We start from the raw sequence: 17281 nt of genomic DNA, 5'->3' as shown, positions 1-17281 counted from the left end.
GTACAAGATTTAAAAGAATAATTTTAATTAACGTTATGAATTTAATGAATAGATACTTACAACATCAAAATAAGACCTTTACAAAAAACATACAGATCGTAATTTTACAATGCAAAGTGAAAAAAAACAATAAATCACTGATTATTAAATACTTGAAACATTCTCTGTAGAGACTTGATATTTAAATAATTGTTTAAATATTCATAAATGATGTAGTAATGTTGTGGTAATAAAGTGATTCTATAACCTTACTCTAACGATTGAAAAAATACTTAAAAAAAACTTAAATCCCTCAAAAGACGAAATAGCTAAAACTACATCTTAAAACGACCTATTATTTAAAATGTCAATTCAAAACTAGAATTGATTTCAGTGTTTGAACTTCCACCTAAAAAAACATCAAAAGTACCAGGGTCACAAAACCAGTTGCCTTCATTATCAAAATATCCCAAATCATTTTCTGTTAGGTTAAAAACTACTTCTCTTGATTCCATAACTTCTAAGTCAATTAGTTGAAAACCCTTTAATTCTTTCAATGGTCTGACAACTTTAGAATAACTGTCTCTTATATACAACTGCACCACCTCTTTTCCTTTTACTGGTCCTGCATTTTTCAAATCAACAGTTATTTTGATTGATTTATCTTTTGAAAAATTGTCAACTATCTGAAGATTTGAATACTCAAAATCTGTATAACTAAGTCCGTGACCAAAAACCCATAATGGATCATTCGGTACATCCTGATAATGAGACCAAAAAACAAAATCTGGTGAAGGTAAATTTGGCCTTCCAGTACTTTTACCATTGTAATAGATAGGCACCTGACCTACACTTCTAGGAAAAGTCATTGGTAATTTACCAGATGGATTGTAGTCACCATATAACACTTTTGCTATCGCGTTACCGCTTTGGGAACCTAGTTGCCATACTTCAACTATTGCAGGAATATTTTCCTTGGCCCATGGTATAGCCAGAGGTCTTCCATTATTGAGTACCAAAACGATATTTTTATTCACTTGATACACATCCTCTAACAATTTTTGCTGCAAGCCAGGCAGTCCTAGCTCTGACCTGCTTCTACCTTCACCACTTTGCAAACCGTGCTCTCCTAAGACTAACACTACTACATCTGCATTTTTTGCAGTTTGTATTGCTTCTTGAAAACCTGAAACATCGCTATCGTTGATCTTTACCTCTTTTGAGAATGCAGTTTTACCAACTACTAGTTCCGGACCTCTTGAATAAATGATGTTCTCGTTGTACTCTTGCATTCCCTCTAGAACACTTATCGCCGAATCATCAACAGCAGTTGCTCTCCAATTTCCTAAAGGACTATTTTTATCACTAGCTAGTGCACCTATTAAAACAACTTTTTTATTGGCCTTGTTAAGTGGTAAAAGTTGATTCTCATTTTTGAGGAGAACTATAGATTTTAAAGCCATATCCAATGCTCCTTCTTGAATTTCTTTACTACCTATGACATTCTTTTCTGATTCAAGATTACAGTACCTGTAGGGATCATCAAAGAGTCCCAATTCAAATTTCACCTTCAAAATACGTTTGACAGCATCGTCAATTGTTTTGATGTCGACCTTACCACTTTTTACTAAACCAGCTAGTTCATTTACATAAAGGTTGGACTCCATATCCATATCAGTACCAGCATTTGCAGCTAATCTGGCGGCAGCTGTTCCATCTGGCGCAAATCCATGTGGTACTAATTCTGCTATTGAGCCCCAATCAGAAACTACAAACCCTTCAAACTGCCATTTCTCTTTTAAAATATCTCTGAGTAAGAAATCGTTTGCAGTTGCAGGAATACCATTAAGTTGATTAAAACTATTCATAAACGTTCGGACACCAGCGTCGTTTGCAGCTTTGAAAGGTGGCAATACGCTATTATACAAAGTTGAAGTTCCTAAATCTGCATTATTATATTCTCTTCCTGCCTCGGGAAATCCATAAGCGGCAAAATGCTTAGCGCAAGCGACAATAGATTCTTTGTGCGCAAGATCATCACCTTGAAATCCTTGCACTCTAGCTTTAGCTATTTCACTACCTAAGAAAGGGTCTTCACCTGCTCCTTCCATAACTCTGCCCCATCGGGCGTCTCTAGATATATCTACCATAGGAGCAAATGTCCAGTTAATACCTGCAGCACTAGCTTCTTTTGCAGCCAGGCGTGCAGACTCTTCAACAGCTTCTAAATCCCAACTCGCTGCCTCAGCAAGAGGAATTGGACTCATAGTTCGATAACCATGTATGACATCATATCCAAAAATTAATGGAATACCTAATCGAGATTCTTCGACTGCGATTCTTTGAACTGCTCTTACTTCTTCAACACCTCTCACATTCAACATAGAACCAACATATCCCATTTTTATGTGTTCATATTTCATTTCGGACTCGTCTTCATCAGGCACTGGTCCCGTAAAGTCCATGAAACCATTGTATTGATTCATTTGACCTATCTTCTCTTCTAAAGTCATTAAGTTTAATAATGAATCTACTTGACCATCAAGACGACTATTTTCAATTACTATTGAGTCATTATTTTCTAAATCGATGGATTTATTTTCTGTACAACTCATTAAAAAAATGGTCAACATACTGATTGAAAAAGTGGCACTAAATATGGGTTTAAATACTTTATTTATCATGTGGTCTAGCTTGTTTTCTAAAGATGGTTGTTATCCCGCTTTCGCGAAAGCGGAATTACTATCAAGATTATAATTAAAAACTTGCTAAGTAGAATTTTCATCTCCTCAGCAAGTTGTAGTTTATATTAAAAAGTATAGTTCTAAAATTTTAATTTTTCATTTTTATCCCAAAGTCCCCAGTAAGCTCCTACCTCACCTTCATCTCCTTTCTTCCATGATTCATCAAATGATGAAAAGTAAAAAACATCGATCTTGTTTTTTTGAGACCATTTTTGTGTGTCAATGAAATACTTCATTGCGTTTACTTCTGTAGAATGAGCAGCTCCTAGACTTTCTCCTTTACTAGGCCATCCAGTTTCGGTTATAATTACTCTTTTGCCTTTGCAAACGTTTAATACTTGATGGTACATGTCGTTCATATGACCTAAGGAATAATCGATGGCAGTTCCTTCCCAATATGGGTAGCAATTAGTAAGGATCACATCAGAATTCTCAACAAGTTCTGGATGTACTACAAATTCATAATAGGCGTCTACATAACCTACTGGAACATCTGGAATAGCTTCTTTTACTCTTTTTATGTATGCAAGAAGCTGTTCAACGGATAGGTCATTGCGGTAGAGTACCTCATTACCTACTGCTGCTATATCTACCACTCCTTTTTTAGCTAAATCAATCAGCGCCTCGATTTCTAACTCGTTTTTCTCAAGATCATCACTAAGCCATGCTCCTACTAATGTTTTGAGACCATGCTTGTGAGCAGTATGCGCAACAAACTCATTACCTTCAATACAAGAAAAAGAACGGATCCATTTTGTATAAGGCTTTAAAATTTTGATGCGACGCTCCACCTGTTCTTCAGTAATATGATCACCAGGTTCCTGACCATCTTCATACATACTGAAACATATTCCATGCTGACCGTTTTTTAATGTATCACGCCAGAGTTGCTTTAAGTCTTCTTCATTATAGCTATCTAAAACAATACCGTCTGATTGCGTATGTTGCGCTCTATTTGATTGTAAAAATTGTTCTTTTCTAAATGACATGTTAGTATTTTAGTTTTTCGTTTTTATTCCAAAGTCCCCAACGAGCTCCTAACTCTCCTTCTTGACGTACTTTCCAAGACTCATCAAATGATGAGAAGTAGAAGGTTTCTACACCTTTCTCTTTTGCCCAATTAGTTACATTTACAAAGTACCTTATAGCATTCTCGTTAGAAGGGTCTGCATTTTTATTTTTCTGACCTTCGTTAGGCCAGCCTGTTTCTGTAATTATTACTGATTTACCTTTTGAGACACTCTTTACTACGTTGTACATCTCATTTAAGTAAGCAGTGGCGTTATCAATTCCACAGCCTTCCCAAAAAGGGTAGCAATTAATTAAGATCACATCGCAAATATCTACTAACTCTGTTCTTTCAACATACTGATAGTAAGCATCAACATAACCTACGGGAACATCAGGCATGGCTTCTTTAAATTGCTTGATGTAGCCCATAAGCTCTTCCAGTGTCAATTCATTTCTTAATAAAACTTCGTTTCCTATAACAGCAATATCTACCATTCCTTTTTGAGCTTGAGCGATAAGGTTTTCCATCTCAAGATCGTTCTTTTCTTTGTTGCCGCTTATCCATGCTCCTACCATAGTCTTAAGTCCTTTTGACCTAGCAGATAATGGTGTTAATTCATTTCCTTTAGTGGTAGAGAAAGAACGTATCCACTTTACATAAGGAGCTACTACCGCCATTCTTTGATCGATTTGAGTGCCCGAAAGCTGGTCTTTTACGTCTTGATGTTCTTTGTATGGACTGAAGCAAATACCGTGTAAATCAGAATTTAAAGCTATTTTGAATTGAGCACTAAGCTCTAGAGAACTTATATTAGGGTCTAAATCTGTGGAGAACTTAGTCTCTTCAAGAGCTCCTAAAGACACCAGTTTATCTAAAGCATAATAAGAAGAGCTTGTAGGTATGATTTTTTCCTTTTTTCTGTCTGCCAGTTGAGCTCCTATTTTTAGTGCTTTTTCTTCCGTTAATGTATAATTACGCATGATCCACATGGCAGCAAGAGTTCCAACAATAGGAAGACCTGAATAAAACAACCTAATTCCTGTTATAGATTCTTCTGAGTTCACTGTGTCAGGAACAAAACCAACTAATGCCATGATTGCACCAGTTAGAAGTCCTGCGATAGCAAAACCAAATTTAACCATCCACCAGTAAATTGCGCCAAATACTCCTTCTCGTCTTTTGCCAGTATTTAATTCATCGACGTCGATAACATCAGAAGTCATAGACATCATTAAAGTAAATAAACTACCTATTCCAAAAGAGAAAAACGGCAAGGCAAATAAAAACATGTATGGTTTACCAGGAATAAACAAAAACCAGAGCATTACATATCCAATAATCGATATTCCCTGAGACCAAAGGAAAGCCTTTTTCTTACCTAGCGTTTTAGACATTTTTGCCACAATAGGAATCACTAAAAATGTAGTTACCAAAGCACCAATACTACCTAGCAAAGTAGGCCAAATTCCTGCAGCGCCTGCGTCTCCATTAAACAAATAGTAAACTACTATAAAGAATGAAAAACCAGCAACCGTATTGAAAGCGTTAAAAATTAAAAACGTAGAAAAACATAGTTTTTTGAAATCATCAATTTTAAAAGCTTCTTTGAAATTATCTATGATTTGTTTTAAACTTCCACCTATGGTTTTCATGGTGAGAGGCGTTAAACTTTCATCATCTAAGGTGGACTTGCTATTTATAAAAAATGCTGGAACCATTGCTAGAATAGCGCATATCACTCCTACCCAAACAGCTATCGTTCTGGTTGCGACGGCTCCATTTTCAAACCATTCTGGATCGTACATAATGACCCAAAACCAAGGAGCTATAACCCAAGCCCATTGACCTATCCATTGCGCTACGGCCATAATATTAGTACGCTCATGAAAATCATCACTCATTTCATAACCCATAGCAACGTAAGGAACACTAAATATCGTTAACCCTAAATAGAAAACTAAAGACCATAATAAAAAGTAGGTAAAGTTATACGAGAGGCTATCAACTTCATAAAGTTGCCACATGAGACTGAATGATATTCCCATCATAACAGCTCCTATCAGCACATATTGTCTACGCCTTCCCCAAACAGATCTAGTATTATCAGAAATGAAACCCATAATCGGATCTGTTATAGAATCAAAAACTCTAGGTAAAAAAAACAATATTCCCCACATCCACGTAGGAAACCCAAGGTTTTGAACTAGTACGACCATAAAAATACCCAATGCAGCTGGAAACATCTGATTTGCCAGCATTCCAAGCCCAAAGGCTACTTTTTGACCGAAAGCTACTTTAGAAGTGTTCGACATAATTTTAGTTTTGGTTTGGTATTAAAACGGTCTGTAGACTTTGAGGACCTAGTTTGATGTTGATCTCGCTTTCGCGAAAGCGTAACGAATAACTTTTATCCTCCATGCCTTCATTAAAAACTACCACAGCAATAGTTCCATCAGGATTTTTTGCGGCGGTAACCATCAAGTTTTTATCTGTATTATTTGCTTCGATCACCTCAGCACCAGGTCGTATAAACTTGCTGAAATGTGCCATGGTATAATACAATGGCGTGAAATAAACCTCATCATTTTCTGGATCTACAATCACAGGAGCCGCACACCAGTTTTCAAACCAGTTAGGACCACCTTGTTTGTCCAGTACCATATTCCAGTCTACCCAACCGTCTACCCAGTTATTCATACAGCCTATAATATCACGTGCATAACGATTTACTGGGGCATACTTAGGGTGCAAATGTTTATCTTCTTCACTTGCCCAGTCCCAACCCCAATCGGTTGCTTCTTTAGACCAGTACCAGTTATCATCTTTCCAAGCTGGCACTTCAGAATCTACGCATCCTTCTGTCTCTATTAAATATTTATCTGGTGCTTTGTTATGAGCATATTGCAATTCTTCTGGAAAGTAATCATAGGTACTTTCATACCAGTGAATTGCTGTACCGTCAAAATATTTTGAGGAAGCTTCATCTCTGTACATCTCATCTACCCATTCTCTAAGTCCTGCTCTATTTTGATCGTATCCTAATATAATTTTATCTCCATGACCATCTGCTTCCAGTTTAGGACCTAAGTGAAACTCGACAAAATCTGTCATTTCTTTAGGTGTATAATGCATACTTTCCCAGTTATTCCCATTTCCGTGAGGTTCATTTTCTACCGTAAAACCCCATATAGGAATACCTTCTGCCTCGTAAGCATCTATATATTTAGAAAAGAAAAGTGCCCAGGTGTCATAATATTTAGGAAGCAGCTTGCCTCCTACCCATTTGTTGTTGTCCTTCATCCAAGGAGCTGCTGTCCATGGTGAAGCAAAAATATCAAAGCCATCTTCTGAAGCCGCCATAGCATCTTTAATCATAGGGATCAAATCATCACGATCTTCCTCAATGGTGAAGTGCTCTAGATTCATATCATTTTCTACGGGAGAAAAAGAATACTGTGATAATGAGAAATCACAACTGTTCATGTGCGTGCGCGTTAGAGAGTAGTTAGCTCCTGCTCTAGAGAAATATGCATTTATAATCGTATCTCTGTTTTTTTTGCTCAATCGATTGAGCAAATAGGCAGAAGATTCTGTGAATGCGCCGCCAAAGCCCGTAATAGTTTGAAACTTTTTATCTTCATTTATTGTAATGATGGCTGCACTGTCAGCAACGGTAAAAGGTGTTACCTCAGTTAGGTTATTACCTGCTGCAGATGTTTCATACACCTTTACATCAAGTTTATTATCGTCAACCATTGACTGAGATTCATTGAGATTTTTACAGCTTGTCATAAGAAGAATTAGCATGCAAATTGTTCCATAAGATTTTAGTTTCATAAGCTTTTGTTTTATCTTTCTTCATCTTCCTCAGAGCGTGATTGATTTATTTTAAAGGAGGTAAGTGAACGTCCTTCATTAGTTTCTTTTTGTTTCCATCATAAGTTTTTGTGATCTTTTTTCCATCTCTAGAAAGGCCTTTAAACTTGCCTTGATCTACAAGATCCCATAAGGCATATTTTGCCTTTCCTTTTATTGTAAATAACCCAAAATGATTTTCAGATCCTTTAGGGTTTCTAGCATCTTTCCATTGTTCATCAAAGGCTTCAAAATAGAAACAAGCAATCCCTTCACTTGTGGTCCAGTCTCTCATCAAATGATAGAATTTTGCAGACTTATACTCGTCAGTAGCTCTAGAGCCATCTGGTCCATAATGCCCATTAGAAACAGTTGCCCATCCTGTTTCACCTATATGAACAGGTTTGTTTACTCCTATAACATGCATATAATCTACCACACTGCGGTATTGAGACTTTGCATAATCTAAGGATTTATGCATCGCAGTATCTATCTTTTCAAGATCGGTCAAACTTTTTTCATAATTTAAAGTTCCCCAAAAAACAGGATTATAATGCGTGTCATGCATAGGATAGGTATGAATAGACACATAATCTACTGCTTTGAAAAGCTCTGTCAAATCTGGCGTGTGATAGATATAATCGCCTCCACCCCAAGAAGCAAAATTATCAGAACTTGTGATCCACAAATCAGATGGTAGCTTTCCCGTTTTCTTTAAATTCTGTAGATAATTCACCCATTTGAGAATGACTTCAGGTTGTACGTAATAACTCGCTGCCCATTTTACCATCGCCTCATTACCGACCGCAATTATTTTTACGATTTCAGGATATTGATTTGCTAATGCTACGGCTCGCTCTATTTCTCCAGCGTTTGCTTCACTTTCTACATTATGATCTGGTTCTAATCCCGTCCATGCATTTTTACAATCGATCCATGCTCCAAGCATGATGTACATCTCAAATTGAGGATCTTCTTTCTTGAGCTCATCAATTGCCTTTGCAATATTAGATGCTTGAGGTAACTGCACGTTGTAAGTGCGAAGAATCTTGATACCCATTGCCGACAATATTTTCATATCATCTTTAAGTTGTGCAACAGTAGGTTGCTCATCTCTAGTTTTACCTCGATAACCGCCATAAGAAATGGCTAGATATTCTGGATTTGATAAAATTTCTTTGGCTGTTTTCATTGTCGGTTTTGACATTGTTTTATAAGGCTCGTTAACATCTTTACAAGCTGTAAAAACGATTAAAATCATTACTAAAGATGTGAGTATGGCCTTCATGACTAGTTTTATGTTTTAATTGGTTTGAATTTCCGCTTTCGCGAAAGCGAAAACACAAACTATCTTCATTCATTATTTCTTAAGATGAACTTCTATGAGTTCTATTTTATTTGTACGCTTAAACAATTGCTCACTCATTTCAGTATCCAATTGTAAATTACCAAATGAAGTCTCACTTCCATCAACAAAAGTCACCTTGACAGCTTCTTTATTATTTTGCGTGTATACAACAGGCACCTGACAATAGGTAAATGCCAGCGAGCCAGCTGCTACCTGAAGGGATTTTTTCTCCTGATTCACATTGATGTAATCGAATGATTTTGCTTCTTTGAGGAATTCTTGATCGCGCAATAAGCTGGGCTTAAAATGTAATATTCCATCACTCACCACAAGACCCAACTCTCCAAAACGGCTCAAAATATCTTCTTTTACTTGTCCCGTCATACCTGGTTGTTGAGCACCTTTAGTAGCTGGAGTATGTGAATAGGGATCTGTAGGAACTGCACCGTATAATTTTGGTGATTTATGAGCACCTATTCCAGCCTGGATCTCATAATAATGATCCAGCATTTTACCTATAACAACAGGACTTGCTCCTTCATTCACCGCTTTAAGACTACACTCTTGTACAGCTAGTAGTAATTTAGAAACCATGTGCCAGTAAATGGATCCTAAACCTTCATAACCGAAGAAGGTTCCTGATCTACCAGTAAATGCTTTATGGTTAAAAACTGCTTCAAATGTTTTTTCTAATTGCTTTTGTTCATCAGCAATTAAATCAGAGTAGGTATCAATATCAAGATCCTTAAGAGCTTTTTTAAGACTATTTACATTATTGAAAGAAGCATTAAAATGGTATGTGCCATTTAAATCCTTGACGATAATCTGATGATTATCATTTGCTACAAGTTTTTGCAACAGTTTTGATTGATCTACTAAGTTGCTAGGAATAATGTTACGCTCCTCAAACCCTGCAAGATTCTTATTAGGATACAAAATATAGCTGTATTGATCTGGTCTGAATAAAGCACTTGCTTTTAAACCGTCCATCACCTCTAGAGCTTGATATGATGTCAGGTATCCAGAACTTAAAACAGCCACTTGACCTTCTAACATTTCTGATAAATAAGAAACACTTATCTCTCCATTATCTTCAATAGTCATTAAGTTATATGCATGATACATATTATCAAATCGCTTATTTGCATCAATACTATGATCTAAATATTTCAAAGTCATTCTAACAAATTCTAACAACTCTTGCTTAGAAACATTTTCCTTTTTTCCAGAAAAATTATTGTCATAAACTTGTTCACGGTAATCACTCGCTGGCTGAGAAAGACCGTCTAAAATAGCTCTACGCTGGCCGTTATCAACATTACCATCTAATACTTCTTGATGCTTCTCAAGTGTTTTATTTACAGCATCAAAAAACGATTCCAATTCTTCGGAAACTGAAGTCGTGTCAAAATTTGCAGCAGTAATAAATTCCTCAAAATAATTTAAGAATCGTCTTAGGTAGTAAAGAGTTACCATGGAGACACCATTTCCTACTAGAGCGTTATTTGCATCATTCCACTCTGGACGTTGTGTATTTAACCATATTCCAGCCTCTGGAATAAAATTAGAAACTTTTGCTAATACCGTAGCAAGTAATTTTTCAATTAAATTCACTCGATAAATAGCGCTAGAATTGTCTTTTAGAAGAGCGCCATCGGCACCTAATTTTTCTCTACGCTCTTCAATAACTTCTTGAAGTTTGTAATCAAAGTCGATAGTGTCTTTAGGGTTCTTTAAAATATCGCTATAAGGCTTTATTTTATATGGAACATTTGCATATACAAATACGTCCTCATTAATGAAGCTGGCTAGCCTGCTAGGATAGTGATCTCTTATAAATTCTAAAAATTTAAGTAAGTATATGATTTGATGATCACCCCAGTATCCTATATAAGACCATGGATCGTCCTCTTCAATAACTTCCCAATCAAAGCCTCCTTTTGTGACACGATATGGATTGTAACCATCGAAAGTAGTGGCATTCAAAAATTTATGAATCATGCCTTCAATGAACTCTGGATAAGAATGTGCTAGTGCTTCCCAATTTTGAAAAATATCTCTCCAATTCCCTTCATAATCTAGTATTTTAGAACCGTCTACTTCACTACGTGTATTGATAGAAAACTTATTCCAAGGTCGGCTAGGGTCACCATGTCTTCTACTGAATTTCAATGGTAGGTATTCAATAACTAATCTTTTAAAATGCGGATTTTCATTAGTATTAGTTAACTCTAAAAGAACTTGCTGATTAAAAGTTTCTGAAAGTTCATTTAAAAGCTCCTTAGTTTCATCATAAACTTCGCTATTTGCTTTCTTTATATAATTGATAAAGTCTACTTTTTCAATGACATAATTATTGTCAAATATCCCACCACGCATGATATTGAACATGGTATTTGCAAAATGACGATTGTTGGTAAGTGGGTCTTCCGTAAGCTGTAAACCATCAGAAGCCGCGATGAGTTTCACTAACTTCTCGCTTCCTAACGCAATATCATCGTTTATTTTTTCTATCAGATGAGCATCCGTTTTGATTTGATTAGAAATATCGGTTATGGAAACTATTGTTTGATTCACGTCAGCAATAAAAAACCACTCCTTTGTAGCTTCTGCTTCTATAGTCATTTCTGAAACAGTAAAATAGGCTCCTTTTTCTGCTTTTATATCATCTTCCTGACGTACAGTTTCTCCTTTTCTGAAGTTTTCTAACTGCAGGCTAGACATCAAATAAGTAGGATTGTTCAAACCTAATGACCAAGCAATATTTGCTTTAAGAGCCTCGCTAGGTTCTGCTTTATCTACGATAACGGCACTTAAAGCAATTATGCCGATGCCTGTTTCTTTTTTAAGTTCAGATCTTTTATAAGCATCAACAAGGTTACTAGAGGCTTTTTGCAAATCCTCTCCTACTGTCGCTGGTAACATGTTTTGTAAACCATCTAAAACGGTAGCCTTAACTTGTTCTGAAGCATTATTAATAAGCTCTGATTTTTTTATAAATCCGTAGGCATCACTTGAGTTCCAGTGATAGCGATAAGTAAGTTTTAGGTCATGATTAATTTCTTCAAAAACTACCTTATTCCCATAGACATTTTTGTACAAATTACAAGTAATACTGTAAATGCCATTATACCTTTTAGAAAACGGTTCCCATAATAAAACACGATCATTTTTATATACTTTAATAATCGTTTTACTTCCAGTTATATCACTAGACTCTGTTATTTTATCATCGGTGTAATAAGGAAATAATGCCGAATCACTGTTTTTACGACCAGCAGTTAGACCTCCATTACTCGAAATAAACATCCAGTGATTTGAATCACTCACTATGCTCATAAAAAATGGACGCATAGCATCGTGGTTACTTATTTTATAATATTGTTCATTTTGGAATTCTACCAATTCTCCTTTAACTTCTTGTTTTTTAAAGGTTGCTTTTTGATTTCCTAAATATAAATTTTTGTCAGTCATGTGGGTTATTAAATTATCTTCATAACAGATTCAAATCTGTTGTTGTAAAATAGTATTGAATTGCTTGTTTCTGTCTCGCTTTCGCGAAAGCGGAATAAAAACAATCACTCTTTTTAATTTTATTTATTATTTCAATATTAGGTTCGATCAACTAATTATAATAATAGACATTGTCTAAATAAAAATTTCTCAATGAGGAACCATTGATATTTTCATATATAATTAAACCGATATTATTCTTATTTACTAAAGTTAAAGGTGCGTCGATAGAAATCCAAGTATCAGCAACTACTTGATTGCGACGCACAAATATTTGCTGTCTGGTGTCATCGCCACCGTTATCGATACCATTTGCACCCCAATCCTCGATAGAGATAAGAAAATCAAAATTAGGAGGTATGACTCCTGGTACATACATATCAAAATGGATCATAGTCATGTTAGAAGCGTCCGTAAGTGGGTTTCCAGTTTGAGTACCTACATAATTGAAGTCTGTATAATTTAAGATATTGTCTCCGTTTACAGAAAAATCTGCAGAACCGGTTGAAGATCCTGGTAACCAAAACCCATTATAATAGTCCACAGGAACATTAGTATATACATCGCTAAAAATAGAAATTACCCTACTAGCGTCTAAAGTAGGTGCTGGTGGCAATTGAAAAGCCCCTTGTGAATTGATCGTTAAAGATCCAGCGGCATTTAAACTACCTAAAGTTGCTGTAATTGTTGTTGTTCCAGCAGCATTTACGGTAATATTTCCTAAATCGTCTACCGTTGCTACGCTCTCATCTGAAGAGGTGAAATTATAATAGTTAGGCGCAACTGTTACCACTTGATCTGCACCTGATCCTAAACTAAATGTTTCTATCAAGCCACTAACTAAAAGATTTACACCGGTAAAGGAGTTAGTAACTATGTCATTACCGTTTGAGATTGCTGGTCTAGGTTGTGCTACAGTTGCTAAGTTGACAAACTTAATCTCATCAAACCAGACTATATAGGCAGAACCACCTGTCCCTTGAGTTCCCATAGCATACCAGAAGGCGCCACGTTCTTCAATTAATTTTGAGGCATCTGGAATAGGTATAGTTACTTGAGACCAGTTAGTATCTACATTAACATTGTTTGCGGTAACTTGATACTTATCACCTAAAAAATCTTGACCAAAACCTATCGCATCTATACTCACGCCTCTTGAAGCTTTTACCCAAAAAGTAAGAGCATTGAACCCTGTCAAATCTCTAGGCGCACCATCAACTCTAAAAATCGCCCCTGCATAATTTCCATTAGGATCAACGGCATTAGGGACATCGATGCGTATGGAAGAGTTGCTTTGATAACCTTCTTCATTATCGATGGAGAAGGCATCAGGTTTTGAGTCGGCAAACGGCAAGTAGAAATCGCTACCCATACTAACAAAAGAATCTGTATAGATTTCTCCAGTCTTAGGGAAAGTTGCCAATGTTGCGTCATCAGATAAATCTCTTTCACAACTTGAAGTAAACATTAAAAATATAAAACATGTCAAAATTGACAGATAAAAAATATGTTTTTTGAAATTCATTTGCGCTTTTTAATGATCAAAAAAATGAACTTATTTTAAATAAAATTCCTTAACATTAATAACAATTTAAATTGTTATGTGTGAATTTCTATTTAAAGGTAATTCTCTATTTGAATTCAATAATTAGATAAATTAATAATTTACTTTTACTGTAGTACTAGTGATACATTATCAATATTTACTAAACCTGCTTGCCCATTTAGATCAAATAATACTCGTGCATCTGAAGCGCCAAAACCTGCTGCAATTAGAGTGAGTTGATACTGTTGTTGAATGTCATTGATACTCACTGTTTGAACAGTATTTGCAAAACTGCCACCACTTAGTCCTATTCCAGCTATGATATCTCTATTAACATCTGACCAAGCGTCAAAAGTCAATATGTAAGTTGATCCTTGAGTAATCTCTACTTTTTGACTCACATTTACTAAAAATGGCTGTGATGGATTGGGGTTAGTCACATTAGTTTGATAAAAAGTATTAGCTCCAACGGTCACGATTGGCGCAGGATTATTATCGTCTACTCCTTGAATCCAAGCCGTGTTTCCATTTTCAAAATCTCCATTAACTAATAAGCCTCCGTTAAACTGCTCATTAATTACTATCACATCTTCAAATTGAGCTGTAGCACCTTTGTTATTGGTTACCTGCAAACGTACTGTGTAAGTGCCGCCCATAGTGTAAACCTTGATAGGATTAATCAATGTAGAAGTTGTTCCATCTCCAAAATCCCAAGCATAAGAATTTGCGTCAAAGGATGTATTAATGAATCGCACAGTTCCAGTAGACTGATTAATAGTTTGTGTAAATCCAGCTGAGAAACTCTGTGAGAAAAGAGGATCTTCATCACTACAACCCATAGCAAAAACTACAAGAAATAATGTTGTAATTGTTTTAAATATATTTTTCATTTTATAAGAGTTTTGACTGTCAAAAAAACATTATTTTATATTGATAATAGAAATTTTAAATATTTACGCCATTTATAATAGCTATCATTATTGATATACTCTTACATAATCAACTAGCATGGTTTGAGGGAATACAGTTTCGGCATCAGGAGATCCTGGTAAGTTTCCGCCTATCGCAACATTAAGAATTATATAAAATGGATGGTCAAAAACCCATTCTCCTTGTCCATCAGTTTCTTCTAGAACATCAGCTTTTGTGATTTGATTATAAAGCACATTATCTACATAATAATTGATATAATCAGGACCCCATTCTATACCAAATACGTGAAAACCTGTATCAAAACGGTCATTTTCTAAAACGTATTCCTTTGAAATAGACTCTCCCGCTGAGAATCCTGGTCCGTGTACCGTGCCAAAGATAGAAGTAGGTGCATCGCCTAAGTATTCCATGATATCAATTTCTCCACATTGAGGCCATGGATTCTGATCACAATCATTGCCTAACAACCAGAATGCTGGCCAGTAGCCTTTACCGTAAGGAAGTTGAATACGAGCTTCAAATCTTCCATAAGCTTGTTCAAACAGACCTTCTGTTTTAATTCTTGCTGATGTGTAAGAAGAGCCATTAAACTGCTCACGATTTGCAGTGATTAAAAGCATTCCATTTTCTACTGTTACATTTTCTGTTCTATCGGTATAATATTGTAGCTCGTTATTTCCCCAACCATTATCACCAGTACCTATATCATAAGTCCATAATGCACTATTAGGAGCGCCTTCTACATCAAACTCGTCTTGCATTACTAAATTATTAAGTTCGGCAACTACTTGAGTCTCGTCAGGATTACAGCTCACTACTATTAATAATGATACAACTGAGCAAATTCTTATGGCGTTTCTTAAAATCATTCTATTATTTATATTTTTCATTGCTGTATTATTTATAAGATCGATAACGATTGTTCTAAGGAGTGTAGAAGTAAATATTATCTAATAAAAAATTAGGACCTCCGGCTAGAATAATTGCTCCGAGATTATTCTTTTGCGTGGCTAATGCACCATTTAATGGTATATCGATTGAATTCCAGCTGCCAACAGTTAGACCTGAAGCTAAAAATCTTTTATCTGCATCATCCACTTCAGGTTGACCAGTAAAAATATTAGTATTAATGACACCATTAGGTCCTATGTCCCTGATTTGGAATTCTACTTGCACTCCTGCCTCTTGTGCAAATACATCAACATGCATGAAAGTTAAAGCAGACGCGTCTACTGTACTATCAAAAATAATCCCTGTGAAATTATTATTTGTGTAGGCTAAAATAAAGTCTCCATTATTATTACTTAAAGTTGTTTGCGTTGTTGAACCTCCAAAACCAGGTGAAAAATTAATAGATGTTTCAGAAATGTAAGCATCACTAAAAATAGATTTAACATTAGACTGAGGCAATGTTGGTGGATCTGCAGAAGGCAAGGCACCATTTGATGAAATCTCTAATGAGCCACCGGCTAAAACGTTATCAATAGTAGCTGTTATTAAAGTGGTTCCAGCACCTACCACTGTTACTATTCCAAGTTCATCAACTGTTGCAACACTAGGATTTGACGACTGAAAATCAAAATAAGAAGGCGCTGCCAAAACCGTCACATTCTGACCAGATTCAAGGTTAAATGTTTGTGTCAATCCTGAAATTGGGACTGTTGAGCCAGTAAACGATTGTTGTGTAAGATTCTGTCCATTTAAAATATTAGGTCTAGGCTGGGCTATTGTACCTAAGTTTTCAAATTTAAGCTCATCAATCCAAAAGGTAAAACCAAAGCCGCCAGAACCTTGTGTACCAGCAGAAAATATGAACATACCTTTTTCTTGAGTAAGCCTAGAAGCGTTAGGTATAGGTATAGTAACTTTTCTCCAATCTGTAGAAAGTTGTACATTTTCAAGACTCACAGCATGCTTATTTTCTTCAAAATCAGTTCCAAAACCGAATAGGCCCACAGTAGCAGTAGTTGAACCTTTTACCCAAAATGTAAGCGCATCAAAACCTGTTAAGTCTCTACCTGCTCCACGATCTTTAAATATTCCACCTATAAAACCACCGTTAGGATCGTTAGGTGCTGGAACATCAATACGTATGGAGCTAGTGCCTTCAAAAGCCACGTTGTCATCTGTTCCAAATCCCTCTGTATTTGCTCCTTGAGCTGGATCAAAAGAAATAAAGAATTCGTCAGTAAGTCCTACTGGAGCATCCGTAAAAATTTCGGCTGTTGCAGGAAACGTTGCCAAAACAGAATCATCAGATAATTCTCTTTCGCATCCAACTAAAAAGAGGAATGAAATTAAGAGAAGCCCAAAAGACTTAAAATAAATAAGTTTTTTATTTTTCATTACAA

At 35.8% G+C, this 17281-nt stretch carries 11 protein-coding genes; 1 reads left to right on the top strand and 10 read right to left on the bottom strand.

Translation table 11 applies throughout. The features are described from left to right. Window positions 1-338 precede the first annotated feature (338 nt). Complete coding sequence (gene bglX, locus DDD_RS11285) at window positions 339-2594, bottom strand: beta-glucosidase BglX (RefSeq protein ID WP_236613373.1); 2256 nt, start codon at window positions 2592-2594, stop codon at window positions 339-341. A 7-nt stretch (window positions 2595-2601) separates the two neighbouring features. Between bglX and DDD_RS18340 the strand changes: the two genes are divergently transcribed. After that, on the top strand, window positions 2602-2736 hold the full coding sequence (locus DDD_RS18340; RefSeq protein ID WP_015362991.1) for a hypothetical protein: 135 nt from the start codon (window positions 2602-2604) through the stop codon (window positions 2734-2736). A 67-nt stretch (window positions 2737-2803) separates the two neighbouring features. Here DDD_RS18340 and DDD_RS11280 read toward each other — a convergent pair whose 3' ends face one another. The 9 genes from DDD_RS11280 to DDD_RS11240 form a co-directional block, all read right to left on the bottom strand. Next, complete coding sequence (locus DDD_RS11280) at window positions 2804-3712, bottom strand: glycoside hydrolase family 17 protein (RefSeq protein WP_015362989.1); 909 nt, start codon at window positions 3710-3712, stop codon at window positions 2804-2806. Between the two features lies 1 nt (window position 3713). Then, a complete protein-coding gene (locus tag DDD_RS11275; protein ID WP_015362988.1) occupies window positions 3714-6047 on the bottom strand; it encodes an MFS transporter in 2334 nt (777 codons plus the stop codon). A 4-nt stretch (window positions 6048-6051) separates the two neighbouring features. Further along, entirely contained in the window at window positions 6052-7572 is a 1521-nt protein-coding gene (locus DDD_RS11270; RefSeq protein WP_015362987.1) for a glycoside hydrolase family 30 protein, read from the bottom strand. Window positions 7573-7618: 46 nt separating this feature from the next. Continuing rightward, the gene (locus DDD_RS11265; protein ID WP_407635538.1) at window positions 7619-8797 is read right to left on the bottom strand and encodes a glycosyl hydrolase family 17 protein; all 1179 of its coding nucleotides are present in this window, start codon (window positions 8795-8797) and stop codon (window positions 7619-7621) included. Between the two features lie 153 nt (window positions 8798-8950). Further along, window positions 8951-12412 (bottom strand): hypothetical protein, encoded by a 3462-nt coding sequence (locus DDD_RS11260; protein WP_015362984.1) that lies wholly within the window; start codon window positions 12410-12412, stop codon window positions 8951-8953. Window positions 12413-12563: 151 nt separating this feature from the next. Beyond that, complete coding sequence (locus tag DDD_RS11255) at window positions 12564-13919, bottom strand: Ig-like domain-containing protein (protein WP_015362982.1); 1356 nt, start codon at window positions 13917-13919, stop codon at window positions 12564-12566. 203 nt (window positions 13920-14122) lie between these two features. After that, the gene (locus DDD_RS11250; protein WP_015362981.1) at window positions 14123-14887 is read right to left on the bottom strand and encodes a PKD domain-containing protein; all 765 of its coding nucleotides are present in this window, start codon (window positions 14885-14887) and stop codon (window positions 14123-14125) included. Window positions 14888-14974: 87 nt separating this feature from the next. Continuing rightward, window positions 14975-15820 (bottom strand): glycoside hydrolase family 16 protein, encoded by an 846-nt coding sequence (locus DDD_RS11245; RefSeq protein ID WP_015362980.1) that lies wholly within the window; start codon window positions 15818-15820, stop codon window positions 14975-14977. 34 nt (window positions 15821-15854) lie between these two features. Next, complete coding sequence (locus DDD_RS11240) at window positions 15855-17276, bottom strand: Ig-like domain-containing protein (RefSeq protein WP_015362979.1); 1422 nt, start codon at window positions 17274-17276, stop codon at window positions 15855-15857. Window positions 17277-17281 lie beyond the last annotated feature (5 nt).

The sequence above is a fragment of the Nonlabens dokdonensis DSW-6 genome (assembly GCF_000332115.1).
In the GTDB taxonomy this organism is placed as follows: domain Bacteria; phylum Bacteroidota; class Bacteroidia; order Flavobacteriales; family Flavobacteriaceae; genus Nonlabens; species Nonlabens dokdonensis.
The sequence above is the reverse complement of the archived record's forward strand: the minus strand, read 5'-3'. Positions and strand labels throughout refer to the sequence as shown.

Excerpts from the sequence above, each read along its gene's own strand:
- DDD_RS11245 (WP_015362980.1), bottom strand. The coding sequence starts at position 15,820 with ATGAAAAATATAAATAATAGAATGATTTTAAGAAACGCCATAAGAATT.
- DDD_RS11275 (WP_015362988.1), bottom strand. The coding sequence starts at position 6,047 with ATGTCGAACACTTCTAAAGTAGCTTTCGGTCAAAAAGTAGCCTTTGGG.
- bglX (WP_236613373.1), bottom strand. The coding sequence starts at position 2,594 with ATGAGTTGTACAGAAAATAAATCCATCGATTTAGAAAATAATGACTCA.
- DDD_RS18340 (WP_015362991.1), top strand. The coding sequence starts at position 2,602 with ATGGTCAACATACTGATTGAAAAAGTGGCACTAAATATGGGTTTAAAT.
- DDD_RS11255 (WP_015362982.1), bottom strand. The coding sequence starts at position 13,919 with ATGTTTACTTCAAGTTGTGAAAGAGATTTATCTGATGACGCAACATTG.
- DDD_RS11265 (WP_407635538.1), bottom strand. The coding sequence starts at position 8,797 with ATGTCAAAACCGACAATGAAAACAGCCAAAGAAATTTTATCAAATCCA.
- DDD_RS11260 (WP_015362984.1), bottom strand. The coding sequence starts at position 12,412 with ATGACTGACAAAAATTTATATTTAGGAAATCAAAAAGCAACCTTTAAA.
- DDD_RS11250 (WP_015362981.1), bottom strand. The coding sequence starts at position 14,887 with ATGAAAAATATATTTAAAACAATTACAACATTATTTCTTGTAGTTTTT.
- DDD_RS11240 (WP_015362979.1), bottom strand. The coding sequence starts at position 17,276 with ATGAAAAATAAAAAACTTATTTATTTTAAGTCTTTTGGGCTTCTCTTA.
- DDD_RS11270 (WP_015362987.1), bottom strand. The coding sequence starts at position 7,572 with ATGAAACTAAAATCTTATGGAACAATTTGCATGCTAATTCTTCTTATG.
- DDD_RS11280 (WP_015362989.1), bottom strand. The coding sequence starts at position 3,712 with ATGTCATTTAGAAAAGAACAATTTTTACAATCAAATAGAGCGCAACAT.